The organism is Rheinheimera lutimaris, from assembly GCF_013283795.1.
GTDB lineage: Bacteria > Pseudomonadota > Gammaproteobacteria > Enterobacterales > Alteromonadaceae > Alishewanella > Alishewanella lutimaris.
In genome coordinates, this window is sequence record NZ_JABSOD010000003.1 from 195947 (window position 1) to 222485 (window position 26539).

The window sequence follows — 26539 nt, forward strand, 5'->3', positions numbered from 1 at the left end:
GGTTATCTATTATTATTCTGGTTAAATGGGTGGTAGGCCATATTGACGTATTTTGTCCAACAATTGCCGGTTACCTGGCAGTGCCGCTGCCAATTGCTGTATACGTTTAGCGTTCTCTTCAAATAAGCCATGGGCTTTTTTCTGTAATGTGGGTTTTAACTCAGGGTAACCCCGGGTTTCAAAGCCCATACCGTAAAGTATGTATTGATAACTGGCCGCAGGAAATAATACATCACTGTGAGTAACATCATGGGCAGACGGTACTTTGTGCTGCCATAACTGCAACAGGTTCTGCAGTGCAGACGGAATACCGGAAGACTCACGGTGATCATGCCAGTAGTCGTGGTCACTGCGCTTACTCAAGACATAATGCAGCTTTAAAAACTCAATTATCTGTTGCCAATGCTGGCTAAATGCCTGATTCATTCGCGCTGCGCTTATTGACACTAAAGAGGCTGGCAAGGGCAGCTGGGCGGAGACGTATTTTGCGCTCCACTCTACCAGTGTCAGCGCTGACGCTTCCAATGGTTCGATAAACCCGGCGGCCATGCCAATGGCAACACAGTTATTCTGCCAGCAGCGCGCATAATGCCCCGGCGTAAAGCTGAGTTTTCGTAAAGTGAGTTGGTCAGTGTCCAGAATGCCTGATTGCTGCAGATAGCGACGCAACTGCTGCTCAGCTTGCTTATCATCACAATGCGCTGATGAGTATACCTGGCCAACACCGCGACGGGACTGTAAGCCGATATCCCAAATCCAGCCAACCGGCTGTGCGCTGGACTGAGTGCAAGAGGCAATAGCCTCATCGGGCTGTTGGTAAGGCACCTGCACAGCAATCGCAGAGTCGTTAAACAGCACCTGCTTTTGTGGCACAAAAGGCACAGCTAAATGACGACCCAGCAGTAAAGATGCCGTACCACTGCAATCGATAAACAGGTCGGCCGTTATTGCTGCACCATCTTTGGTAATGATGGCAGCAATGTCACCCTGCACGGTGTTAGTAATGTCTGCAATGTGCGCGCGAACATAGTTAACCCCCAAAACCCGGGTGGCATGTTGTTGTAACAAGCTGCTGAACTTACCGGCATCCAGGTGGTACCCATAATTATTGATAAAGCTGTATTCAGCCGTGGAGATTTGTTTAGGTGCCAGACCTGCCAGACTCAGGCGGGCCTGCGCGTTAACAGCATCGGCAAAGCTGACCTGCTGTTTAAATGGCAGCCAATAGGGGCAAATATTAAAATCCGGCATCCCCGCCGGCAGGCTAAACGGGTGAATGTAACTGTCACCGCTGTTATTGCGCCAATTGTTAAATTGTGAGCCCTGCTTGAAGCTGGCATCACACTGAGTAATAAATTCAGCTTCGCTGATCCCGATACGTTGCAAGGTATTTCGCATTGATGGCCAAGTACCTTCTCCTACACCAATGGTGGCAACGTCAGGGGATTCGACCAGCGTAATGTGCAGTGCGCCAGTGTTAAGCAATTGCCCATTGTCAGTATTGTGGTCAGCCGCCAGTATTGCCGCAGTTAACCAGCCTGCAGTGCCACCACCGACAATCACAATATGTTTAATTACTGTATCCATCTGACAATCTACCGCTATAAAGACCCAAAGGCAGGTCTGGCTGCTTTGCAGAACATATCTAAGATAACGTATCTGTTTGCAGCATTGAAGTTATCGGCAAATAAAAGGCCATATTGCTATGGCCTTGTTAGGTATTGCTTGGGTATTAAAAGGTGTAACGCGCACCAATACTGTAACGTGGACCGGCTTCAACCAGGCTTAACACCTGATCTTTCGCGCGACCATGTACACGTTTGTACTCATCGGTGATATTTAACGCTTCAACATACAGACTTAACCCCTCAACCATTGGCAGGTCATAACTGGCTGACACGTCAATTTGTGAATAAGCCTCAGTGTATTGTGGGTTTGCGCCGGTTTCCTGGCCACGAGAACTTAAGAACTCGTCACGCCAGTTGTAAGCGATACGGGCCTGGAAGCCGTCTTTTTCATAGAACAGCACAGCGTTAGCCGTGTCGCTGATACCCAAAATGGCGGGTTGGTCAGCTAAGATGAAGTTGTTGTATTCATTTTCGCTGTTCACCAAAGTGTAGTTGGCTAACACACCCACGCCCGACTCACCAAACACATGCTGTATGGCAAATTCCCAGCCATCGATAACTTCAGACGCGTTGCTGTTCGACGGCGTGTTGATTTTGAACACTAAGTCGTTATCTTCACCGGCTACGCCGCTAATCACTCCATTGGCAACATCTACGCCCGGGGCGTTAGGGTAGTTAGCAAAAATGTAGTTGCGAATGGCTAATGCATCTGAGCCGACCGCAGCAATGGCCTCTGCGTATTTTTCACCATCAACCGGGTTAGGAATGTTATAGATTGTCGATTCAACCACGGTATTGCTGATGAAGTTCGATGTATCTTTACGGAAGTAACCTATAGAGGCGTAGCTTGAAGGTGCATAGTACCATTCTGCGGAGAAATCGATGTTTTTCGACTCCAACGGCAGCAAGCCTGGGTTGCCTGACGAACCACCGCCACCACCACGGTTTGCCAACGTATTCACCACGGTACCACCCTGAATAGACACATAGTCAGGTCGGCCAATGGTTTCACTGTACGCCGCGCGCAGCATAACATCGTTTATGACTTCGATATTAAAGTTGATGCTTGGCAAAAAGTAGTCGTAGTCGCCTTTTTGCGTCTGGAAATTACGTAATCCGGTAGCCTGCAGTTCAATTTCTGTTTCAGCAATCCAGTTGGCACCATCATAGCTTGCTACAGCAGATGTTGAGGTGACATCGGTTTTTTCATAACGCATACCAACATGGACGTCGTATTGGCGACCGTTAAAGTCTGACTCATAGTTGTATTGAATAAACGCCGATTGCGATTTTTCTTCGGTGTAACGATCGACATCACTGGCGTAATCGGTGGATGGGCAAAAATCGGTACCACAATCACCGGCACCGACATAACCGGCTGGGGTGTATAGCGTTTCAGCACGGTCGCGCAGTTTAGCGAAGTCCCACATAAAGATGCGGTCAAGCACTTCAAACGTTTGGCCCGGTGCTAACGAGAAGTCACCTTTATTCGCTGTGAATTTGTCGTGAATGGTATCTGCCGGGAAGAATGACTCATCAAAGTCGCCTGCCTGACCAACACCGCCCCAATCGTTACGCTGTACGTTTACTGATTTAGAGTGGTTATCGACGTTGTTTAACGCAATACCAAAGTCGATACTACCCTTTTCCTCAAACACATATTCGCCGGTTAACTGATACTGATCAATATCAGACTTATTGGTTGCGTTACCAAACACGCTGCCGGTAACAACCATATCGGATGGCTGCACGCTGTTGCCGCCACCTACTGCCAGCAAAGGTAAATCTCTGCTGAAGTCGGTTGCCGCACTGGTACGGATAAACGCAGCGGTACTTAAGCTGTTATTTGAACCAAATTCATGGTTAGGTTTGTATTCAGCACTGGATTGATGCGCGTCAAAAGTAAGCTTAAGAGCGCTGCTGGCTTGCCATTCGATATTGAAACCCAGCGAGCCGCTTTCATTGCGCACACCGTAGTCGCCTGCAGCCATTGAAAGATCGGCTGGGGTGTCATACGTTTCTGAGTAAATAAGTGGTGATGATACCGGGCCATCTGTCCAGACGTTTTGCGACGGCGCAAAGGTAAACCAGGCCGACACATCGTTGTATTGCGTGTCGATATCGTTGCGCATGTAGGTGTAATCCAGCGTGGCTTTTACCGCGTCGGTTGGTGCATATTGCAGCACTAACTGACCATTGGTGCGGGTGCGTTGCTGTTCTTCAAATTTGTATATAGTGGTTTGTGGCACCGAGTAAACGTCATCCGGACCTGGCCGGTTCACTTGGTTATCCTGCGGCACACCACCCCAGTCACCGGTACCACCGGCGAAATCGTTATCGGTAGTGCCCGGGAAGCTACGCCAGCCCGTACCGACGTTTGCTTGTTGGTTGCCACTGTCACGTTCCTGATAACTGGCAGATACCAGTACACCGAATTTGTTGTCATCAAAGGTTGTGGAGTAAATACCCGATAGCTCAGGCGTTACAGATGAGCCTTCCTCAGTAGATGAATCGTTGACGGCCGCTACGTTGATAATGGCTTTAGTGCTGCCATAAGCCAGTGGACGAAGCGTTTGTATGTTAATGGTAGAGCCGATGCCACCCGTTGGGTCAGATGCAAAACTGGTTTTATGTACTTCAACGCCGCTGATCAAATCTGAAGCGATATTGGCAAAGTCGAAAGAACGCGAACCGGTGGTCACCGGCATCTGGCGGCCATTTAGTGTAACCAGGTTATAGTCGGCGCCGAAACCACGCACCGATACCTTGCTGCCTTCACCATTGACGCGGTCAATCGATACGCCGCTTATACGTTGTAGTGATTCTGCCAGGTTGGTGTCGGGGAATTTACCTATGTCTTCGGCTGAAATAGCGTCGACTATGCCGGTAGAACCGCGTTTAACATCCATAGATTTTGTTAAGCTGCCCCGAATACCGGTTACGGCAATAATTTCGATTTCAGAGGGGGATGAAGCAGGAGCTTCCTGAGCCAGCACAGGCATAGATGCGCCCATGCCAAGAATTAAAGATAAACTGGTAGCCAGTCTGGTCTTTCTAAAGGTGTGCAATTTCATGTTAGTTCCCTGTCGACAATGTTTGATTCTTGTTTTTAATGAGTAAACGCCGAACAGGTCGCCAAAAAACAGGATGACGCATCTGTAAGCGCTTTCATAAACTTAGGTGATTTTTTTTCAACCGTCAATACAAAAAAATTAATCTTTAATGGCAAATATAATAATTTGTTTATTATCATGTGTTTATTTTCGTCTTTTTGTGTTTCTTTAATTTTTTAGTCTGATTTTTGCGCAGCATTTCGCAAAAAGCTTAAAAAATAACAGTTGGCAATCCCGACGATATGCGATAAAAATGTAAACGCTTACATTGTCGGTTTGCCGCTAATAAGCGAAAATTATAATAACAGAGCAGATCTCAGATTTGCCGTCATGCATGACATGACATCCGGACGCGGGGACATTCAACTGGCGACAGAGCAGCGCTTTATCGTTCTGTATTGACCATTTCTAAATATATTCCCCTCTATAGAAACGCTTTGCCAACTTATATTTAGCAAGGCCAGTATAGGATTTTGACTATGTATCATCTCACAAAACAGGCTTTGCTGTTGTCAACTATTGCGCTCGCTGTGGCAGGTTGTAATAACGATCCGGCAGCCACAAATACGGCCTCGTCTGCTAAAGCGGAGTTGCAGCATAATATTGAGTACTGGCCGGCTGTAAGTAGCCCGGTTAAAAAAGACCCGACATTGGAGCTGCAAATTCAGCAAATTTTAGCGGCCATGACACCAGAGCAAAAAGTGGCTCAATTGATTCAACCGGATATACGCTGGGTTAGCCTGGAGGATATGCGTCAATACGGCTTTGGTTCCGTCCTTAACGGAGGAGGTGCTTATCCCAACGACAATAAAAAATCCACTGCGGCAGATTGGTCAGCTTTAGCCGATGCCTATTATCATGCATCCGTTGACGACAGTATTGATGGTAGTGCTATCCCGTCTATGTGGGGCACAGATGCAGTACATGGTCATAATAATTTATATGGCGCGACGGTATTTCCACACAACATTGGCCTTGGTGCTTCGAATAACCCGCAACTGGTTGAGGACATCGGTAAGGTAACCGCCGAAACAGTGATGGCTACCGGCATTAACTGGATTTTTGCTCCTACTGTAGCGGTTGCCAGAGATGACCGCTGGGGGCGCACTTATGAGGCGTATGCAGAAGATCCGGCTATTGTTAAATCGCTGGGTGCAGCTCTGGTGAGAGGTATTCAAGGGGCTCCTGGCGCCGAATTTATGCAGCGTGGTCGTGTTATCGCTACGGCAAAACACTATTTGGGTGATGGCGGCACACTGAGCGGCAAAGACCAGGGAAATAATCTCGACAACGAAGCTGATTTGGTGCGCGTGCACGCTCAGGGGTATATCACCGCGATAGAAGCGGGTGTACAAACCATTATGGCGTCTTTCAACACGTGGCATGGCGAGAAAATGCATGGCAATCATTATTTACTCACTGAAGTGCTGAAACAGCGTATGGGATTTGATGGTGTGGTAGTTGGCGATTGGAATGGTCATGGCCAAATTCCGGGCTGCAGCAACACTGATTGCGCTGCTGCAGTGAATGCCGGTGTGGACATTTTGATGGTGCCTGAGGATTGGAAGGCGCTCTATTACAATACTCTGGAGCAGGCAAAGTCTGGTGTTATTCCTTCCGATAGATTAAATGATGCCGTAACGCGGATTTTGCGCGTTAAATTGCGTGCAGGGTTGTTTGAGCGCGGCGCGCCGTCAACACATGCACCGCAGCAACAAATAACAGCTGTACCGGCACATCAGGCGCTGGCAGCTCAAGCTGTACGCGAATCGTTAGTATTATTGAAGAACAATAACAATATTTTGCCATTATCCGCAAAACAGCGAATTTTAATCGCGGGTGACGGTGCGGACAACATGAGTAAACAAACCGGCGGTTGGACCATCAGCTGGCAAGGTACCGGCAACCTGAATGCCGACTTTCCGAATGGTCAGACAATCTATCAAGGTATTGCTGATCAAGTTACTGTAGCTGGTGGCGTGGCAGAGTTAAGTGTTGATGGCAGCTATCAACAAAAGCCCGATGTAGCGATAGTGGTAATTGGTGAAAACCCGTACGCCGAATTTGATGGTGATGTTCCGACGCTAGACTATCAATCCGGTACAGACAGTGACTTACAGCTTCTTAAAAAGTTAAAAGCAGACGGCATTAAGGTTGTTACGGTATTCTTATCCGGGCGGCCATTGTGGGTCAACCCTGAGCTGAATCAATCAGATGCGTTTGTTGCGGCGTGGTTGCCGGGTACCGCAGGTCAGGCTGTAGCTGATGTGTTACTACGCGACGGCAACGACGAAGTCCGCTATGACTTTAGCGGTAAATTGTCGTTTTCCTGGCCCAAAGATGCAAACAGCCAACCATTAAATGTAGGTGACAAAGCCTATGATCCACTGTTTGCTTTTGGTTATGGTTTAACTTACGCCGATTCCGTGATGCTGCCAAACGACCTTTCTGAGCAAACTGACATTGTAGTGGTTACCGAAGCCGGTACACTGAATTTATTTGAACGCCGTCCGGCAGAAGGTTTTAGCCTGCAACTTAAAGATGCCAGCGGTGCGGCATTGGTTAGTGGTAATAAAAGCCAAAGCCCGGATGGCAGCCTGACCTTTGCTGCGGTGAATTGGCAAAAGCAGGAAGATGCAATATTACTTAACTGGCAAACGTCTTCATCAGCTACGCTTGGTTTGCATACTGATAAACCTCTGGATGCCTCAGGGTACAACCAACTCGTGCTGGATATGAAATGGTCTGCAGCGCCTGAAGCACCGGTAATGCTGGGTATGTCATGTGGTTCAGGTTGCGGTGCTGAAGTCGATTTATCCGGTTTATTGAAAGATAAAGCGCTTAACCAATGGCGTTTGGTGTCGATTGACTTAAGCTGTTTTGCCGGCAAAGGCGCAGCACTGAATCATTTGCAACAACCGTTTCTGATAAGCAGCAAAGCACCGTTTCAGTTAACGTTGGCAAATATCAGATTGACGTCAGGCAACATTCGCTCAGATATCGGTTGTGCACAATAGTAATTAAACAATAATGGCAGCATTTGCTGCCTTTACCGGGGATTAGTATGCAAACCATCAACACCTCTGCAACGCCGGACAGTGGCGGGAATGTAAGTAGCTGGGCGCTTCCTGCATTGACCTTTCTGTTCTTTATTTGGGGCTTTATTACCTGCCTGAATGATATTTTGATCCCGCATTTAAAAGCGGTATTCGATCTAAACTATACCCAGGCAATGCTAATCCAGTTCTGCTTTTTCGGTGCCTATTTTCTGGTGTCTTTACCGGCCGGTGCATTAATAAACCGCGTTGGCTACCAAAAAGGCATTGTGCTTGGTCTGACCATAGCCGGCATCGGTACCTTGAACTTTCTGCCTGCAGCCAGCTTTCACAGTTATGCCTGGTTTTTGGCAGCGCTGTTTGTTTTGGCTTCAGGTATTACCATTTTACAAGTGGCAGCAAATCCTTACGTTACGGTGCTGGGTAGTGAGAAAACGGCATCCAGCCGTTTAACGATGACGCAAGCGTTTAACTCTTTAGGCACTACGGTGGCACCGTTATTTGGGGCACTTTTGATTCTGAGTGAGTTTAAAGCCGGCGACGATGCCGGTTCGGTACAATTACCTTATTTGATACTCACTGTTGCACTGTTTGCCGTCGCGTTCATTTTCTCCAGGTTAAATTTGCCGGTAGTGAGAAATACCACTGCGGCTGAGAAAATTGCGCTGCGTGAGTTACTGCCATTTAAACATTTACTGTTAGGTGCGGTAGGAATTTTTGTTTATGTGGGTGCAGAAGTGGCCATTGGCTCCACCATAGTGAATTTTATTGGTTTGCCGGAAGTTGCCGGATTAAAAGAGTCTGAAGCAGCACACTATGTAGCGTGGTATTGGGGCGGAGCCATGATTGGCCGGTTTGTCGGTGCGGTATTAATGCAGCGCATAAACGCCGGTTTGTTGCTGGCTTTTAACGCTGTTGCGGCAATAGTGCTGTTAATCGTTGCTATGACATCGTTAGGCAGTGTGGGGTTGTGGGCGTTGTTGGCTATTGGTTTAGCAAACTCTATTATGTTTCCAACTATCTTCAGCCTGGCGTTGCAGGGGCTTGATAAATATACCGGCCAGGGCGCCGGCTTGTTGTGCCTTGCTATCGTGGGTGGTGCTATCGTACCGGTGTTACAAGGTATGATGGCAGACAGCTTGGGTTTAGTGTTGTCATATATGCTGCCGTTGTTATGCTACATCTTTATTGTGTTTTACGGATTAAGCGGCCATAAAGTTAAGCGCTAGCAGCTCAGGAGCAGATTGGTTTTCCTGCGAGGCAATCAATCTGCTCTGTTTTTTTGCTACAACACCCAGTTGTAGTCAGGCGCATTTAGGCCGTGTTCCCTTAACCATATTTGACAAAATGACTGCTGGTCACTAACCTCTGAGAATAAATGACCGCCAGTCACTTTGAGGTTTAGCATGCACCAGCCCGTCAACGATAGCGCTGCAGATCCGGCCGCGCAACACCCTGCTTTTACGCAATTTGCCGATTGTTTGGCGCAGCAGCGCCTGGCTTACCATGCTAACCCGGTGCCTGCGCTGCAACAGCGTCTGGCAGATTTAGATGCGTTAAAGGCGTTAGTTCGCGACAACGAGGCGGCTTTAGTTGCGGCAGTAAATGCCGATTACGGCAGCCGATGCCGCTTTGAAACGCGCTTTTCGGAAATTTTAATGGTGCTGGAAGATATTGCCCGCACGAAAAAACAATTGAAAAAATGGCTGAAGCCACAACAGCGCCATATTGACCGCTTACTGTTTCCTACCTCGCGTTGTGTTGTGTTGCCGCAGCCATTGGGCGTGGTCGGCGTTATAGTACCGTGGAACTTTCCGATAATGCTATCGCTGGCACCGCTGGTTTCCATCTTCGCTGCCGGCAACCGCGCTATGGTAAAAATGTCAGAAAACTCAGAGCATTTGGCGCAATTGCTTATTAAGCTGGTGCCACAGTATTTTCCGGTTGAAAAATTGCAGATTTTTGCTGATAACGCCGGCAGTGGTCCGGCATTTTCCGCTCAGCCGTTTGACCATTTATTTTTTACCGGCTCGGCACAAACCGGGCGTGCGGTAATGGCCAGTGCTGCGAGAAACCTCACGCCGGTAACGCTGGAGCTGGGGGGGAAATCACCGGCGGTGGTGGCAGCTGATTTTCCGCTGGAAAAAGCCGTAGATCGTATTATCTGGGCTAAAGCATTTAATGCCGGCCAAATTTGTACCAACGTCGACTACTTGTTTTTGCCGGAAGGCAGTGAAGCGCAATTTACTGCGCTGGCGCTTAAGCTGGTGGCGCAGCGCTATCCGGATATCAACCACAACGACTACACCGCCATCATCGATGACCGGGCTTACAACCGCTTGCAACAAACGTTGGACGATGCCGTTGCCAAAGGCGCCACTGCAGTAAACCTGATGCCGGATCAGACGCCGGAAGCGGGGTTGCGCAAATTCCCGCTTACGCTGCTGTTTAACGTTAGCGATGACATGCTGGTGATGCAGCGAGAGATTTTTGGCCCGTTATTGCCGGTTAAAAGTTACCGCACTGCCGCTGATGTCATCAGTTATATCAACAGCAAGCCCCGGCCGTTGGCGTTTTACCCGTTTACACATGACAAAGCGTTGCAGCAGCAATATCTGGAACAGGTGATGTCCGGTGGCGTTACGTTGAACCACGCCATTTTGCATGTCGGCCAACACGATTTACCGTTTGGCGGTATCGGCCAAAGCGGCATGGGCCATTATCATGGTTACGAAGGGTTTTTAACCTTCAGCAAGCTCAGGCCGGTGTTTTATCAGGGCGCTTATAACAGTGTGGCAATGTTGTTGCCGCCATACGGTAAGCTGGTGCATAAACTAACCGACTGGCTGATTAAGTTAAAAGGCTGAATATGAAACAAAATGCCATCAGCGCAGAGGCGAAATTGCAGCGGCGGGCCGATTTTCTCAGTACCGCGCGGCGTTTGTTCTTACAGCAACAACGTTTACCCACTGTGGCCGATATTGCCGCTGATGCCGGTCTGGCCAAGGGCACCGTATACCGCTACTTTCAGAGTAAGGAGCAGATATTCCTCGCGCTGCTGGCGCAAGACTTTGCTGAATTGTTCACTGCGTTGGACCAGCTGATTACGCAGCTACCGCGGCCTTTACCGCAGGCGGCAGCGCCTTTTGCCGAAGGTTATCTTAAGCTGCTGCAACAATCACCGACCTTACTGCCGTTGCTGGCTTTGCTGAGTGCTGTACTGGAGCAAAACCTGCCGCAGCCGCAGTTGCTGGCGTTTAAACAACAGCTGGCACAGGCACTGGACGCGCTGGGCGCAAAACTGGCGGCGCGTTTTCCCACCCTGAGCCCTGTCCGTGCCAGCCAGCTATTGCTGCACAGCTATGCACTAACGCTGGGGCTGTATCAAAGCACACAGTTGCCTGCTGCAGTAAAAACGTTAGTGCAGCAAGCGGGGTTGGCGCAATTGCAGTGGGATTTTAGCGCTGAGCTGACAGCGGCTCTGCGCCGGTTATGGTTGGGCGCGGCGCAGGAATAAACCGCTAGGGTAAGGCGCGACCGCGCGCGGCCAGATACAGTGCATACCAGTGTTCACGGCTTAGCTGTACTTTGGTCGCCTGAGCACAGGCGTTAATACGCTGAATATTAGTGGTGCCGATTACCGGTTGAATATTGGCCGGGTGGCGCATTAACCAGCCCAGTACAATCGCTTCTTTGCTGACCTGATATTCTGCCGCTAATTGCGCCACCAGTTCGGCCGTAGCACGAATATTCGCCGCGGCATCAGCGACATCTTTACCGCTGAACAAACCCTGGCTTAAACTGCCCCAGGCTTGCAGCTGTATTTTGTTGCGGCGACAGTATTCAATAGTGCCGCTACTGAAATTAACCCCCGGCTCGCCGCTGCAACCGGCTGTAGTGCCTTCATCCAACCATGCCAGATGGCTTAAGCTCAGCTCCAACTGATTTGCCACCAACGGAATAGGCAGCGCGTCCTGCAGCAGCGCCATTTGGTGTTGCTGCATATTCGATACACCAAAATGGCCTACTTTACCGCTTTGCTGTAACTGCAAAAACGCCGCAGCGACCTCTTCCGGCTCCATCAACGGATCCGGCCGGTGTAACAGCAACAGATCTAACTGCTCAATGTTAAGCCGCGATAAAATATTGTCCACCGACTGCAGGATCCAATCAGCTGAGAAATCATAGCGCTGTGGTGTGGCGTTATCAGCAAAGCGAATGCCGCATTTAGACTGCAGGCTGATTTGCTCACGCAGCTGTGGCCGCTGTTGCAGCACCTTGCCAAACACCTGCTCAGCTTTGCCGTGGGTATAAATATCTGCATGGTCAAATACACAAATACCGGCTGCAAGGGCAGCGTCGACCGCAGCATGGGCTTGTTGTACATCGGCATTACTTATAGGCTCGCGGCTCCAACCGCCGCCTAAACCCATACAGCCAAATACCAGCGGACTGTTGCGGCTTATATAGTGCGCCAGTGGATATTTGTTACCTGACATAGCAAATCCTGTAGTAGTAAATAAAAACCGGGTGTCTGGGCCGGTAAGGTGGAGCAGAGTGTGACAAAATTGCAGGGCGACAGCAATTGATCTGAGTTAATGCGACTGTATCAGCGGCAGACGATAAATATCGCCTTGCAGTTCGCGGTAGCGCACAAATACTGTCTTACCATGACGTACGCTAAAATGCCGGACAAACCTGCCGGGTTCAGCCAGGTGTAGTGTGTTGTCGCCGTTAACCAGATTAAAGCGGTAAATACCCTGACCGGGCACGTAGTAATACAAGTTATTTCGATCAATATGCCAGTTCAGCCAGTTTATTTTGTCAAACTGTGCCAACAGCAACTGTTCGTTGCCGGAAGGCAAATCCTTGTACCAGAGGCCGTCCTGATGATACTTGCTGAAATACAATTTTCCCTGCCAAATGCGGCCGCTGTAGCCGCCATGAGTTGTGAGTTTTTGTTCGGTATTATTGGCTGTATTATATAGCCATAACTGCCAGTCACCATCGCGCTGACTGCTGTATAATACAGTGTTGTTGTCTGGTCCCCAATTTGCTATGCCAACTTGTTTATCGGCAGTTAGCAGCGTTTGCAGCTTAGCATTGCTAATGTCCACACTGTAGGCGGCACCGTCTTTACTAAATAACAAATGGTTATCATCTGCTGACCACTCCGGGCGGATAAAACCCGGTTGACCGGGTAATTCACTTAGTAATTGTTCAGTACCATCTGCTAGTTGCAACCACAGCTGTTCGTGGCCCTGACGGGTGCTGAGAAAAGCCAGTTGTGTCGCGTCATGCGACAGACGCGGCATAGTATCCGGCCGCGAGCTGTTAATGCGCGCCTCAGCACCTGCACCTGGGGCGATGTGCCAGATGTCAGCACTTAACCCGGCGGTAGTGAAATACAGCGTATCGTTGCTGGCAACCACAAAGGAAGTAACCGGGTCGGCCGCCTGATACAACGGCGTTAACTTAGCTGTTGGCAGGTGATACTGGTACAGCATCTGGCCGGCACTGAGCAACAGTATCTGTTGGTTATACCAGGTTAGCGCAGTCGCCCGCAGCGGCAATGGCTGCGTTTGAATGATGCTGCCACTATTAGGGTCCAGCAGCAGTAATTCACTCCTATCTGCCGTGGTGTAACGTAGCAGGGCCAACTGCTGAGCTGACGCGGCTACGGCAATATCCCCCAGGCCGGCGTAATTCGCTGGCGGCAAGGTTAGCTGGCGCACCGCCGCGCTGGCGATATGTAACTGATAAATCTGATACGGCTGAGTTTTATCTGTGCGTTGGCGAAAATACAATGTCTTGCCATCCGGGTGCCAGCTTAACAACGGCGTATTATCGGTTGGGCAATGATGTAACAACCGGCTTGTCGTCTGCTGCTCTGTTGTTGGCTGCGGTAGTATCGGCTGCAGCATCAATTGACAGCCTCCGGCAGCCAGGCGCACATAAGCAAACTGGCTGCCATCCGGGCTTATTGCCGCGTTACGGCTCTCCTGCTCTGCAGGCGTCAACACCCTGTGATTATTATCCGTTAGCCTGTGCAGCCAAATCTGCTGATGGCCATTATCTGCCTGGCGCTGATACAACAATACCGTAGCAGCGTTATTTATACTAAGCTGGCTTTCCACACCGTTAAAACTGCTTTGTGGCGCTACATGCCCGGCCTTGACGTGTGGCACCTCTTTGGTAATAAACCACCATGCAATCACTGCGATTGCTGTGAGCAGTGGTAGCAATAACACCGCATAAAAGCGATGACGCCGGGCGACCGGCGCGGCCGCTGCCGCGTGCGGCACGGCTGCGTCTGTGCCTGCCCGGGTATTGGCCGCTACCAACAAACGATAACCCAGTTTCGGCATTGTCTCTATATAGTCGGTGTGTTGATCCAGGCTGGCTAAGGCTTTGCGCAACATCGACACTGCACGGTTAATTGCACTATCGCTGACAATACGCCCCTGCCATACCTTAGCAATCAGCGTATCACGGCTGACTACCTGCCCCGCGTCCTGCAACAAGCACAATAGCAACTGATGCTGACGCGGCTCCAGATAGAGCTGCTTATCAGCATTACTAAGTTGGCGCTGGTTGGCGTCATAGTGTAGCGGCCCCAGCTGCCAAAGGCATGCTGCGGCTAACAGTGTTGTCATAAGGTGTCCGGTAAGCTTTTCATCACAAAATCATCAGTACTAAGGCCACGGCAAATCCGGGTTAGCGGCTTAAGCTTGCCATGCAATCGGTTAACAGGAAACTAATATGAAACCGCATATAAAGACAATAGCCGCGATAATAATGCTGCTGACACTGCAAAGCTGTCAGTCTTCCGACAAAAAGCAAGACGATACCAACGCCACTGACCAGACTCAGCTCATCCAGCTGGGTGGTCGCAAGTATTGGCTGGCACTGCCAGACAATTACCAGCCGGCTAACAGTTACAAACTACTGCTGGCATTTCACCACTCGGGCGGCCGGGGCAAGGAGATGCAGTCGCTTAGTCAGTTTGACAAAATCAGCAACGACTATATCGTCGCCTATCCCGAGTCAGAGCAGGTTGAGTGGAACGAAGGTTGCGAGTGCAATATTGCCCACCGGCTGGGCGCTGATGATTTGGGCTTTACCTCAAACATGATTGCCGAGATTCAGCAGCGGCACAATGTAACGCCGGGCGAAGTTTATGCTGCCGGCTATTCTCAGGGCGGCCTGTTTGTGCAAAACCTGGCCTGCAATCTGCCGCACGCTTTTAAAGCTGTGGCCGTGGTCGCGGCACCCATGTCTATCCAACTGGCATCCAGTTGCGCCCCAACACAACCGGTATCAATGATGATGGTGCACGGCACGGCTGACCCGGTGCTGCCCTACAATGGCATGGTGCACAGCAACTTTGGTTTAATTAGCTCACCAGATGCTATCGCCTTGCTGGCAGAGAAAAACAGCAGCTTACCCTATGTGCTGCAAAAATCACTGCACGCCAACGTTAACCTGAGCAGCTACCATAATGGCAAACAGAAATTCCAGCTGTTTAGCATTAAAGACGGCGGCCACAACTGGCAGTTTGATGGTTTTGATACCAGCCGGAAAATTCTGAATTTTTTCGCCACGGTAGAGCAAGCCGAACTCCCTGAACACTCGCAACTGGTCAGTACTGAACAAGGACAATTCCATGTCCGCGCTATGGGGCTGAATAACCCCGGCCCGGCGGTAGTGTTATTGGCGGGGCCTAATTATAACTACCATAGTGACAGCGCTTGGTTTGCTGCTTTGCAGCCACTGTTGGCGCAGCAGTATCGGGTATATAGCATTGATCGGCTGGGCAATGCTTTTAGCAGCATTGCCGATACATTGTCATACCGTCGTTTTGCCGATGATCTGGCCGCTGTATTGCAGCAGCTGGAAGAGGAGCAAGTAACACTGGTGTCATTTTCAAGTGCCGGTATCAGTGCCCGTTGGTTTTATCAGCAGTATCAACAGCAGTTTGATATTAAAGCCATGCTATATATCGATCCGGATATTCCTTTACCACACTCACTAAGCTTGTATCAGGGCTATCCGGCAGACTGGTATTTGGAAAATCTGCCTGCGTTATTACCGCATCTTGCCGCAGGTAACTGGACAGACAGAACGAAAGAGAAGCTGGAAACGGAATACAGTGAGATAAAACAATTAGTGGCAGGGCATGACGTGCAAGTGGACTGGACCTACTTTGAACAAATTATGCAGCTACGCTTGCTTATTCCGCAGCAGCAGGCCCGTGCCAGAGAGATCGCTGCTTATATTGCAGATCTGGATGGTTATGCCGCACTGCCAATGGTAACAAGCATACCGGTAAGTGTGATTGACAGTGATTTTGAACAACTGCAAATTGAGCAGGCAGCTAACGAGCCGGAGCTGGCAGCCGCACTGCTGCAGTGGCAACAAGAAGGAAGCAGCTGGAGCGCAGAGCAAGCATCTTTGTCTAATGGCCAATACATTGCGTTGGCTGATAGCGATCACCTGGTGCCATTACAGCAACCGCAGCAAATTAAGTCAGCGCTGGATTGGCTGTTTAACCAGATGCAATTGCCGTAACAGTACTTTGCCGGTTAAGGCAGTTTTCAGCGGCTGTGGCAGTTTACTAATGTTTGATACTCATCAAAAGCAAAATGATCGGTCATGCCGCTGATAAAATCCTGCAGCAAACGACAGCGATAATACAGCTCCAAAGCGCTGTCGTTTGCAGCCATTTGCGTCACTGCCAACTGATAGGCTGCCAGATGTTTATTCGGCAAGCGATGTGCCAGCCGTTGTTGCTGCGGCAGATGATAAGCCCGGTTTTGTAATACCGCGTTAAAATCAGCCGCCGCCAACTGCAATAACGGCAGATAACTGTCGAGTAAACCGGCAATAATACGAAAGCCCTGCAACTCCAGCGTTTCTACTTCGCTCTGGTTAAACACAAAGCGGCGAGCTACCTGTTTAAAGGTGGCCGTTATGGCATGGTATTGGCTGCCATCTTCCAGCAGGGCGCGGTTCAGGGTGCCGTGATATACCGCGTCGATATTGCCAATAAACTGCTGTGCGGCATGGCGCACCAACGGGTGGACCATACCTACGCGCAATTTGATAAAAAATTCTGAGGTTTTATTAATCGGCTCATCTGCCGCTTTATCCAGCGCGGCTTTTATCAGCGCCGAAAAGCTCTCACTGCCACTACTGTGGCTACTGATTAAACGTTGTTGTGGTTCCAGTTCAGTAAAAGCCTTATTTAGCTGCTGCGCCAGCTCAGCTAAGCTTAGCAAGCCTTTTTCTACCGCATCTTCCAGATCGGCCAGACAGTAGGAAATGTCGTCGGCGGCTTCCATAATGTAGGTTAACGGATGACGGCAGTGCGCTGCGGTTTGCAGTTGTTGCCACAGGGTTTCGACCAGTTGCTGTTCGGCATAATAGTAGCCGGGCTTTTTCTGCAGATAGCTTTGGCTGTGGCTTTTATCCGGTTTGGCGGCGGTGCCGATACGGGTGTACTTTAAGATACAAGCCAGTTGCGAGAACGTCAGATTCATCCGCTGTAAGCTGTGCACCAGCCGTATCGCCTGGGCATTGCCTTCAAATTGTGCCAGCTCGGTGCTCAATGTCTGCCACAAGCTGTTGTGCTGCAGCTGATGCTGTGCCGTCAGTTGTGGTAATGCATTGCTAAACCAATGATTAATAGCGTTTTCGCCACTATGGCCAAATGGCGGGTTACCCACGTCGTGCAGCAGGCAGGCCATTTCTACCAGTGATTCAATCGGCCGCTCCAGATCGGTTAAGCCGTATTCTGCCTGCTCTTTGGCAGATAACAGCCGGAAAATGCTTTGTACAATAAAACGGCCGCTTTGCTGTACTTCCAGCGAATGGGTTAAGCGGCTGCGCACAGCGGCATTGCGCTCCAGCGGAAACACCTGGGTTTTTTGCTGTAAACGCCGCACCGCCGCTGAATTAATAATACGGCCGCGGTCGCTTTCTACCGCCAGTTGCAACTCTGAGGTACGGCTTTGCAGTGGCCGGTCGGCTTTAATTTTCAGGCGAAAGTCCATCGCTACTCCTTAGCTGAAGCTTGCAGCCAGTGCTGATAGTCAAACTCAGTAAAACAGCGGATTTTATGATCGGCAATATCAAATTTGCTGTGGTGCCATTCATGCGCGGCCGGTATGGCAACCACTGTCATGCCGGCGGCTTTAGCGGCAGTAACGCCGGCAGATGAATCTTCAAACACTAAACAATGCTGCGGCGCTACGCCCAGCTTTTCGGCGGCTAACAGGTAAATGTCCGGTGCCGGTTTGCCTTGCTTTACCAGCTCAATATGACAACGGGCGTTAAAGTAATGCGTAATATTCAACCGTTGCAGCGTGGTATCAAGCAGTAGTTTTGGTGAATTGGTGGCCACGGCAATTTTCAGCTGTTGTGCGGCAATGGCCTCTAATAGCGCCGGCAAGCCGGTTTTGGCGTTGCCCTCACTGGCGACGCCACTGGCGACAAAGTCGATAATACGCTGCTGTACCTGCGCCGGCGTCAGTTCAGGCCACGGCTGGTGCTGATACCAGTGCGCAATGACGCTGGCGGTAGTTAAGCCGGTGCTTTGCAATAACGGCGGCTGGTTAAAGTCGACGCCAAGGCCGCCTAAAATTTGCTGTTCGGCCTGATGCCACAACGGCTCTGAGTCGATCAGCACGCCGTCCATATCAAAAATAACTGCCTGAAACACCGCGCCCCCAGAATTTCATACGAACATGATCGACTAACGATATTTAACTTACAAAAAACTGCCTGCGTTATGGCATAGCCAAGCTCGTGCCAAAATATAACTAAATGAAATCACTTTGATACTTGATATTGCAAATGCATGCGGCTAACGGTTTCTGGGCTTCACGCCACCCCGACGTCCGAGTTTAAAACCTACCCTGTAGAGATCTGGCATATCGATCCTGCCGTCTTTTTTGGTTTCAATCATACCGAGCCTTTGCAAATCCTGGCGAATTCCATCCCAACCTCGCTCAGCGTGTTGGGCTGGCAACCGATCAGACTCTATACCTGACGGGCCCATAGGAAACTGTACTGTCCAGCGATCTTCTAAGATCGAGTACTCACACGGAACAGTGACCCCGGATAGTGGAGACATTACGTCTTTAATCCAAGGGAAATCCTCTGCTAATTCATTTACTCTAATATCTGATGCCTGCAATATTCCCCTTTTAATGCTCTCGTAATGCAATGCATAGGTATGTTGTGGGTATCGGTCTAAAGAATCTTCCGTTGCTTGGTTTATTGCAGCAAGAAATGAGCGCGGGGACGTAAGTCCTCTTCCGTCAGATAAATGGCTTACAGACCAAGTGTATGGGACTCCTCGACGAGGGTCGTTTCCCATCCAGGGGCCTGCTAAAAATGCAAATGCTTTTCTCTGCAACTCATTGTCTCTCTTCAAGTCATCAGGTAGAAACCAGATTCCTTCCCTTTGACTAAGCTCCATTCCAACATGCTCCGTCAAGGCATTTCGAAGTGTTTGCCCACTGCTTCCCTGAGCATTAATAAACCACTGCCATAACAACCCATGTAGATCGTGCCGAGCCCAACTAAGTTCAGCTTTGGATGCTTGTAACTTAGCCGCGTCTGGAAAATTAAACACAGTCCTTTCAGCTTGGTCTTCACGTAAAAAGACTTTCCCGTATAATCCGGAAAAAGACTTTAACCAAAGTAATGTACGCAGCAACCCCCGCACAATTTCATCCATTTTTTTCCAATCATGGCTTGTACGATCAAGTGCATCAAAAACTATCAAACCTTTCCAATCTCTTTGACGAAGCATAAGGTTTGAAGCTGCCTCAGGCTCATTTTTCAACCAGGAAATGGTTTGTTCCCAGTTATCCTTAGGTATGCTATTTCCGGTTTCCTTGGCAACCCATCGTAGAATTACGGCACGCCAAATATCATATGGATCGATGGCTTTATCCACCAAAAAATGAAACGAATCTTGATTAGGGTAATCAACACTTTCTCGAGTTGAGAAACCAACTTGGGATTTGAGGCCGTCTAATTCTGGAATTAATAAACCTATTGTTTTTCTTAATTGTGGTGACTGTAATGCCGATGTCCAGAAAGTTTTACCTACGCCACGACCGCCAATTACAACACTGGCCTCCAGTTTAAGCGCTTTAATATGTGATGGAGGTACATACAAAGTCCCAGGTACAGGCTCTTCTCCATGGCTAATGGGGTTAAGTTGAGCACCAAGAATCGCATTACGTAAGTCGGTTACTTCACTCATCAACTTCCTCCGAAATCGTATTTGACAAACCATTGACCAAATCACCAAAAATTGACTGAACGACTACGCTGTCGATTGAGAGAATTCGGCCATGTAAAGAGCTTACTCCAGCAAAACTTCGGTGCCAATGAACGACCCAGGGGTTATGGGGCGCAGTCTCATCACTCACCTCAAAGTTCCAAGCATTCGATGCTAATTCGCCTGCAGGTATATCATCATATTGCGTTTCAGCCATTAGGTTGTATGCTCGATCACGCAGCCTTTCAATATAGGGTATGGTATCTACATCTGGAGTTAAAGCGGAAACAACTTGAAAACGCTCACGTATTGTTTCAATAACACCAGCCCTACACCAGTGTTCAAATAAGATCCTGTAACCATTCCATGTTTGGTTACCATCAACTGCAAACAACAAGATCAATTTGGCGCCCAATTCAGTAACACAGCTTGCCGCTACTTCGTCTATACCAGCTCTAGAGTCAATCAAAATTACATCGGGTTGATAACTAGTCTCAAGTTCGTCAATTAGACGATGCAAACGCTTTGACCAAGCCTCCTTGGTGCCATCCGATTTAAGTTTAGGCATCCATATTCGACTGAGTTTCGATATATATTCTCCCGGCTCTGCTCCGTGTGCAGGTACTACATAAATCTGACCATCATGCGATAAATCACTGGTAGCAACCATACTCTGAATGACGGCATTTCCATTATCGACTAAGTCTTCCAATAACCAGTCTGTAATGCCGAAGTTTGGCTGTTTACTTTCGGGTAATAATGCAGTTGAAAGACCTGGGGATTCGAGATCTAAATCGAGGATAAGTACTTTTTTACCCGATTGAGCTAAAGACCATGCCGAGGCTGCAAGGGCAGATGAACGGCCAACACCGCCTTTAATGGAGAAAAACACGACTCTTGGTGATCTAATGGATGCTGGCTGAATAGACGCCCAGTCAGTTTCTGTCGCCAACCTATCTACTACAAATACTTCAGGAAAACCCTCAAGGTTATACTGTGGCGCTCCTAAGCAAGCAGCCTGAACATCTTTCTCATACAAAACAGATTTATCTACAGACCAACAATGAGGCTTCAGCTTTGGTATTAGTGAGCCTAATAAATCATTCAAGTGGCACTGTTTCTCTTTATCGTCTTTCCACCTTTCGTCAACTATCAGCCGAACTCTACCATTAAGGTCTCTGTTAATGGCTATGGCACCCATAGCGCTAATTTCTGTAGCCTTTTTGGTAAACTCATCCCGAACAATGTTGACGATGTTATCAAAAGTAATCATAGCAAGCCCTCAATTTGAGCCTTTTTGATTAATGAGTTTACTGAATGAGCTGCAGATTTATGAGGATCGACGTAAGCAGCATTGAAATTTCCTTTACTAGCATAGCGATTGGATACATCCCAATTATGAAAAGGATTTTCTGCTGCTATTGTGTATTTAGACCCATCAACATACCCACTTCTGTAAGCTTCAAAACGATCCCACGTACCGTTGGCGTGCACTCTGTCGACACGACTACTTGGCCAGTCTCTAACCGAATCCCAATAGTTTCCCGGATCAAATTTGTACATCAAGAGCTTTAAACCACATTCCGCAGAATATCCATACAATTGATCCGCATTCGCTAACCGCCCGTCTTCATAAAGGCAATCTGCATCTTCTAAATGTCTCGAGTGAGCATCCAACAAATCAGCGTGCATATTTCGTTGTTTCCCTCTAACACGAACTAAATCATCAATCTTAGTTAACTAAGTATCTTCCTGATCGAGCTGAGAGAATAACAGATGGTTCAAGATGTTAGAAACCCAATTTTAATTGTCAAAAGACAGTTTCAGATTCCCTAATAATGCGCATCGGGACCATAGACTATTATTGTCTGCTACAACCAGCCCTTTTGCCGGGCAATGCGGGCGGCATCGATGCGGTTGGCGGCGTTAAGTTTGCTAATGGCTTCTGACAGATAATTGCGCGCTGTGCCCTCGGCAATATACAGCGCGCCGGCAATTTCGCTGGTGCTTTTGCCTTCGCTTGCCAGGCGCAGTGCCTGGCGCTCTTTGTCGCTGAGCGGGTCTTGTTCGCCCAGCGAGTTTAGCAGTAATTCACTGTCTACCACCCGCTTACCGGCCATTACCTGCTGTATCGCCTGTACCAGTTGCTCTACCGGGGCATCTTTTAATAAAAAGCCGCCCACGCCGGCATCTATCGCCCGTTTTACATAGCCTGCACGGCCAAAGGTGGTAACAATAACCACTTTGGTCGCCAATTTGTGCTGCTGGATATACTGTGCCAACTCAATACCGCTTTTGCCCGGCATTTCAATATCACTTAGCAGTAAATCAAAGCTTTGTTGCTTTAGCAACGTAAGTGCTGCATTGCCATCGGCCGCTTCTGTTACCGTAAAGCCCGCCTCCAGCCGCAACAGGCTGGCCAGTGCGGTGCGGATCATGGCCTGATCTTCAGCCAGTAAAATGTTCATTGCGTAGCTTCCTGTCATAGTGCGTTGTCTTGCAGTGGCAGTTGAATACGGGCTGTTACACCATCATGTTGTTGCAGCGCCAGGCTGGCGCCGATAGCGGCTAAACGTTCGCGTAAGCCGGCAATACCATTGCCCTCTTTAATCTCAATGGCCTGGCCGTTATCGTTTAGGCAAATGCTAAACTCATTACCTTGCTGCAAAAAGCTCAGGCTGCAACTGTCGCCTTTGCTGTGGCGAATCACATTGGTAACCAATTCTGTCAGTGCCAAAATCAGTGCCGTTTCCCGCCTGGCATCTAACTGAGGTATGTCGCCTTTTAACACCGCCTGAAAACCGGCATCACGCAAACGGCTGAGCAATTTAGTTATTTCGGCTGCCAACCCCTGATGTTTATAGCCCGACACACTTTGCCGCACCTGGCTTAAGGCATCGCGTGCTATCTGGCTTAGTTCGCTAAGCTGTTGCTGCGCCGCGTCAGTGTGCTGGCGTGCCAGCAGTTTTTCCGCTAAATCGGCCTTTAAAATAATGCTGGATAAGGTGTGGCCCAGAATATCGTGCAAATCACGGGCAATGCGTTCGCGCTCTACCATGGTGGCCAGCTGTTTAATCTCATCTTCGCTTTGCAGCTCAGCCAGGCGGTGTTTGTGTTTGGCTTGTTCAGCGCGGCCCAACAAGCTTACAGCCAGCACTATCGGCACGCCCATAATAAGAAACAAGTTCCAGTGAATGGTCAGTGTCAAATCCAATGTTACCAACAAGGTGATAAGCAGGGCCATCAGCAACAAAAAGCGCCGCAGTGGATAGGCAAAGCCGATAAAAAAGCCGGCATAGGCGAACATTGAGATAGAGCCTGGGTTAACCGGGGTGATAAGCGTAGCAACCACTATGATACCGGCTATCGGCCAGTGCATGTCGCGGCGACTGCAGCGATAGGCCCAAAAGTAGCAAAACAGAAACAACAACAAGGCCGCCGCCATACTCAGGTACTGCCATAGCGTAAAGCGCACGGTAAAAAGCGGAATAATATAAAAAATAAGGTTTATCAGATAAACCCAGCTCAGTTTACTTTCCAGTCTATCGTATGGCGTCATTGCTCGCTCCCGCTATCGGCAGGCGGTCAGTGTAATCAGTAACATGGCCTTAGCGCCAGTGACAAAGGTCATATTACGCGGTGGCATTTGTCATGGCCAACTGATGACAAGCGTTAGCTGTGCCCGCCAGCTCTGACGCCTAAACTGGCCGCATCAACATCACACAACAACTCTAACAGGGCATACAAGATGAAACCATTCAACACAACACTACGCACGCTGGTTCTGGCACTGGGTTTAACCGGCAGCTTAGTTAGCCTGGCAGCCACAGCAGCGCAAACGCCAGAGCCGGTGGCAGCAACACAGCAACAACAAAGTTGCGCCTGCTTTGACGTTAAAGTGCTCGGTCAGGGGCCGGCAGTTATCTTGATACCGGGCGTGGCATCGTCCGGCGACGTTTGGCAAAGCACTGTCGAGACACTACAGGCCGATTATCAGCTGCATATTTTTACTTTGGCTGGTTTTGCCGGAGTAAAACCTATACCAATGCAAAGCTGGGGCGAGGGCTACCTGGCAATACAGCAGCAGGCTATTTTGCGTTATATCAGTGAACAACAGCTGGACAAACCGGTGGTTATCGGCCACTCGTTGGGCGGTTATCTGGCGCTGGCCTTAGCCGCTAAGGCGCCAGAGCAAATTGGCGGCGCGATTAACGTCGATGGTTTACCGGCGCTGGGTGCATTGTTTGCTCAAGGTAACGGGCAAACCGGTACCACAACAGGCGATAGCAAACCACAGCAAAACCGGGGCGGCTTTGACCCGATGAGTATGGCGAAAAGCATGGCAAACAATGAGCAATGGCAACAGCGTATAGTGGCCGATATGTACCGCTCGGATGGCGCTACCTCAGGCCGGGTAATGGGCGAGCTGATGCGGGCCGATTTACGGCCACAGCTTGGCAAAATCCGCGTACCGGTGCTAACCCTGGGTGCACTGCAGCATGGCGCGCCCTACAGTACGCCGGAGCAGGTGCAGAAAAACTATGAAAATCAGTTAGCTAATGCCCCCGCGCAATATCACAGCTTTGCGTTTGCCCCTGAGTCTAAGCACTTTATTATGGCCGATGCGCCACAGTGGTTAAACCAGCAAATTCAGCAGTTTTTGCAACACAACCGCAGTGGAGCTTTGTAATGAATATACTGCCACTGCAGGTAAACGGCCTGAGCAAACGTTACGCGGCCAACACTGTGCTGGCCGGTGTTGATCTTACGCTGGCAGCAGGTGAGGTGCTGTGTATTCTGGGGCCAAACGGTGCCGGTAAAACCACACTGATATCAATTATCCTGGGCCTGCTAAAGGCCGACAGCGGTGAAGTCAGGCTATTTGGCCAGCTACAAGCGGGTATCAGCCGTAGCAATGCGCTACGGCAAAAACTGGGCGTAATGATGCAAATTGGCAGCCTCAGCGCCAACCTGACAGTGTTTGAGCAGTGCGATTTATTCAGCAGTTACTATGCCAACGGTTACAGCGCGGCAGAGCTGGTTGCGCTGGCAGGGCTGGAACAACACAGCAAGCAGCGTTTTGGCCGTTTATCGGGTGGCCAGAAACAACGGCTGCTATTCGCGCTGGCGCTGGCCGCTAAACCACAACTGGTGTTTCTGGACGAGCCTACGCTGGGCATGGACGTAGCCGCACGGCGCAGTTTATGGCAGCAAATACGCCAATTAAAACAGCAAGGCGTTGCCGTAGTACTGACCACCCATTATCTGGAAGAAGCAGAACAACTGGCAGACCGCATTTTAGTACTGGATCAGGGTGTTATTGTTGCCGGCGGCAGCCCGGCTGAGCTTAAAGCGTTAACGCAGTACAAGGTGATCAGCTGTCACAGTGTGCTGGACAATGCCGCTTTACTTGCGCTACCCGGCGTACAGCAACTTAACCGTGACAACAACCACATCATATTACATAGCTGCCAGCCTGAACAAACCGTCAAAGCCCTCCTACTGGCCGACGAAAGCTTACATCAGCTGGAAGTGCTGCCGGTAGCGCTGGAACAGGCTTTCTTGCAGCTTACTCAAGCTAGCCAAACAACAGAGGAGCAAGCCGCATGAACACAGCCGCAATCTATCGCAAAGAAGCCTGGTACGACTTAATTAGTGTTTGGCGCACCCCTGGCTTTGTTATACCGTCGCTGGCCTTTCCAACGGTATTTTATCTGTTTTTTGGCGTGGTATTTAACAGCGGCGCAGCCAGCGCCTATATGCTGGTCACCTACGGCTGCTTTGGTATTATGGGCCCGGCAATGTTTAATTTTGCTATGAATATTGCCAGTGACCGCGCCCACGGCTGGTTAACGTTAAAGCGGCTATCGCCGATGCCTGCCGCGGCTTACTTACTGGCTAAGTTCACCACATCGCTGGTGTTTGCTCTGCTGATCATAGTGGCGTTATTCAGCATCGCCGCAGTGTTTGCCGATGTGCGGTTACACAGCGGCCAGTGGCTACTGTTGGCGCTGGTATTATTGCCGGGTACGACGCCTTTTGCGCTTATCGGGCTTATTTTGGGTTTAACACTCAGCGATAAAGCCGCGCCGGGTGTAGTTAACCTGATTTACCTGCCAATGGCGCTGTTATCCGGCCTCTGGTTGCCCATTCATATAATGCCCACGCTATTGCAGCAAGCCAGCTGGATCTGGCCCAGCTACCACTTGTCACAAATTGGCCTGAAAATTATTGCGATGGACCAGGGTCATGCACTGTGGCTGCACCTGTCGTGTCTGCTGGTCAGCAGCCTGCTATTGGCATTACTGGCGGCGTGGTCGTTTACGCGAATGACAGGTGCCAAAGTATAAAGCTGCCAGTGGCATCATAACGTTGGTCTGCGGCAGGTTAAATTGGTAGCGATTTTTGTTCGTGATTGTGTTATGTTATAACATCTTTGTTCGA

At 49.5% G+C, this 26539-nt stretch carries 19 protein-coding genes; 8 read left to right on the top strand and 11 right to left on the bottom strand.

The features are described from left to right. Positions 1-21: 21 nt before the first annotated feature. Positions 22-1587: a tryptophan halogenase family protein gene (locus HRH59_RS04070; RefSeq protein WP_173499996.1), complete on the bottom strand. Its 1566-nt coding sequence runs from the start codon at positions 1585-1587 to the stop codon at positions 22-24. Positions 1588-1732: 145 nt separating this feature from the next. Next, positions 1733-4702: a TonB-dependent receptor gene (locus HRH59_RS04075; protein ID WP_173499997.1), complete on the bottom strand. Its 2970-nt coding sequence runs from the start codon at positions 4700-4702 to the stop codon at positions 1733-1735. A gap of 518 nt (positions 4703-5220) precedes the next feature. Here HRH59_RS04075 and HRH59_RS04080 point away from each other — a divergent pair. The 4 genes from HRH59_RS04080 (at position 5221) to HRH59_RS04095 (ending at position 11314) form a co-directional block, all read left to right on the top strand. Beyond that, entirely contained in the window at positions 5221-7758 is a 2538-nt protein-coding gene (locus tag HRH59_RS04080; protein ID WP_173499998.1) for a glycoside hydrolase family 3 protein, read from the top strand. A gap of 47 nt (positions 7759-7805) precedes the next feature. Then, positions 7806-9026 (top strand): sugar MFS transporter, encoded by a 1221-nt coding sequence (locus tag HRH59_RS04085; RefSeq protein ID WP_173499999.1) that lies wholly within the window; start codon positions 7806-7808, stop codon positions 9024-9026. Positions 9027-9203: 177 nt separating this feature from the next. Beyond that, positions 9204-10664 (top strand): coniferyl aldehyde dehydrogenase, encoded by a 1461-nt coding sequence (locus HRH59_RS04090; protein ID WP_173500000.1) that lies wholly within the window; start codon positions 9204-9206, stop codon positions 10662-10664. Between the two features lie 2 nt (positions 10665-10666). Further along, complete coding sequence (locus HRH59_RS04095) at positions 10667-11314, top strand: TetR family transcriptional regulator (RefSeq protein WP_173500001.1); 648 nt, start codon at positions 10667-10669, stop codon at positions 11312-11314. A 4-nt stretch (positions 11315-11318) separates the two neighbouring features. Here HRH59_RS04095 and HRH59_RS04100 read toward each other — a convergent pair whose 3' ends face one another. Together HRH59_RS04100 and HRH59_RS04105 are read right to left on the bottom strand one after the other, a co-directional pair. After that, positions 11319-12296 (bottom strand): aldo/keto reductase, encoded by a 978-nt coding sequence (locus HRH59_RS04100; RefSeq protein WP_173500002.1) that lies wholly within the window; start codon positions 12294-12296, stop codon positions 11319-11321. A gap of 96 nt (positions 12297-12392) precedes the next feature. Further along, on the bottom strand, positions 12393-14453 hold the full coding sequence (locus HRH59_RS04105) for a winged helix-turn-helix domain-containing protein (RefSeq protein WP_173500003.1): 2061 nt from the start codon (positions 14451-14453) through the stop codon (positions 12393-12395). A gap of 106 nt (positions 14454-14559) precedes the next feature. Here HRH59_RS04105 and HRH59_RS04110 point away from each other — a divergent pair, with 106 nt between their 5' ends. After that, positions 14560-16368, top strand: coding sequence for an alpha/beta fold hydrolase (locus HRH59_RS04110; RefSeq protein WP_173500004.1), 1809 nt, complete (start codon positions 14560-14562; stop codon positions 16366-16368). Between the two features lie 26 nt (positions 16369-16394). Here the strand turns inward: HRH59_RS04110 and dgt are convergent, their stop codons facing one another. The 7 genes from dgt to HRH59_RS04145 all read right to left on the bottom strand — a co-directional run bounded on the left by dgt (position 16395) and on the right by HRH59_RS04145 (position 23654). Further along, on the bottom strand, positions 16395-17852 hold the full coding sequence (gene dgt / locus HRH59_RS04115; protein ID WP_173500005.1) for a dGTPase: 1458 nt from the start codon (positions 17850-17852) through the stop codon (positions 16395-16397). 2 nt (positions 17853-17854) lie between these two features. Beyond that, positions 17855-18520, bottom strand: coding sequence for a hexitol phosphatase HxpB (hxpB, locus tag HRH59_RS04120; RefSeq protein WP_173500006.1), 666 nt, complete (start codon positions 18518-18520; stop codon positions 17855-17857). Between the two features lie 144 nt (positions 18521-18664). Beyond that, positions 18665-20077 (bottom strand): hypothetical protein, encoded by a 1413-nt coding sequence (locus tag HRH59_RS04125; protein WP_173500007.1) that lies wholly within the window; start codon positions 20075-20077, stop codon positions 18665-18667. After that, positions 20070-21368, bottom strand: coding sequence for a KGGVGR-motif variant AAA ATPase (locus HRH59_RS04130; protein WP_173500008.1), 1299 nt, complete (start codon positions 21366-21368; stop codon positions 20070-20072). Before HRH59_RS04130 ends, HRH59_RS04125 begins: the two co-directional genes overlap by 8 nt. Further along, the gene (locus tag HRH59_RS04135; protein WP_173500009.1) at positions 21365-21787 is read right to left on the bottom strand and encodes an SAM-dependent methyltransferase; all 423 of its coding nucleotides are present in this window, start codon (positions 21785-21787) and stop codon (positions 21365-21367) included. Before HRH59_RS04135 ends, HRH59_RS04130 begins: the two co-directional genes overlap by 4 nt. 179 nt (positions 21788-21966) lie before the next feature. Next, positions 21967-22563 carry a response regulator transcription factor gene (locus HRH59_RS04140; RefSeq protein WP_173500010.1) on the bottom strand — a complete coding sequence of 199 codons (597 nt, stop codon included), beginning with the start codon at positions 22561-22563 and terminating at the stop codon, positions 21967-21969. A 14-nt stretch (positions 22564-22577) separates the two neighbouring features. After that, complete coding sequence (locus HRH59_RS04145; protein WP_173500011.1) at positions 22578-23654, bottom strand: sensor histidine kinase; 1077 nt, start codon at positions 23652-23654, stop codon at positions 22578-22580. A 189-nt stretch (positions 23655-23843) separates the two neighbouring features. On the opposite strand from HRH59_RS04145, the gene HRH59_RS04150 reads away from it, so the two are divergent. The 3 genes from HRH59_RS04150 to HRH59_RS04160 are packed head-to-tail and all read left to right on the top strand — an operon-like array spanning position 23844 to position 26445. After that, entirely contained in the window at positions 23844-24785 is a 942-nt protein-coding gene (locus HRH59_RS04150) for an alpha/beta fold hydrolase (RefSeq protein ID WP_173500012.1), read from the top strand. Further along, positions 24785-25705 carry an ABC transporter ATP-binding protein gene (locus tag HRH59_RS04155; RefSeq protein WP_173500013.1) on the top strand — a complete coding sequence of 307 codons (921 nt, stop codon included), beginning with the start codon at positions 24785-24787 and terminating at the stop codon, positions 25703-25705. Before HRH59_RS04150 ends, HRH59_RS04155 begins: the two co-directional genes overlap by 1 nt. Next, the gene (locus tag HRH59_RS04160) at positions 25702-26445 is read left to right on the top strand and encodes an ABC transporter permease (protein WP_173500014.1); all 744 of its coding nucleotides are present in this window, start codon (positions 25702-25704) and stop codon (positions 26443-26445) included. The genes HRH59_RS04155 and HRH59_RS04160 overlap by 4 nt, the downstream gene beginning before the upstream one ends. Positions 26446-26539: the final 94 nt, after the last annotated feature.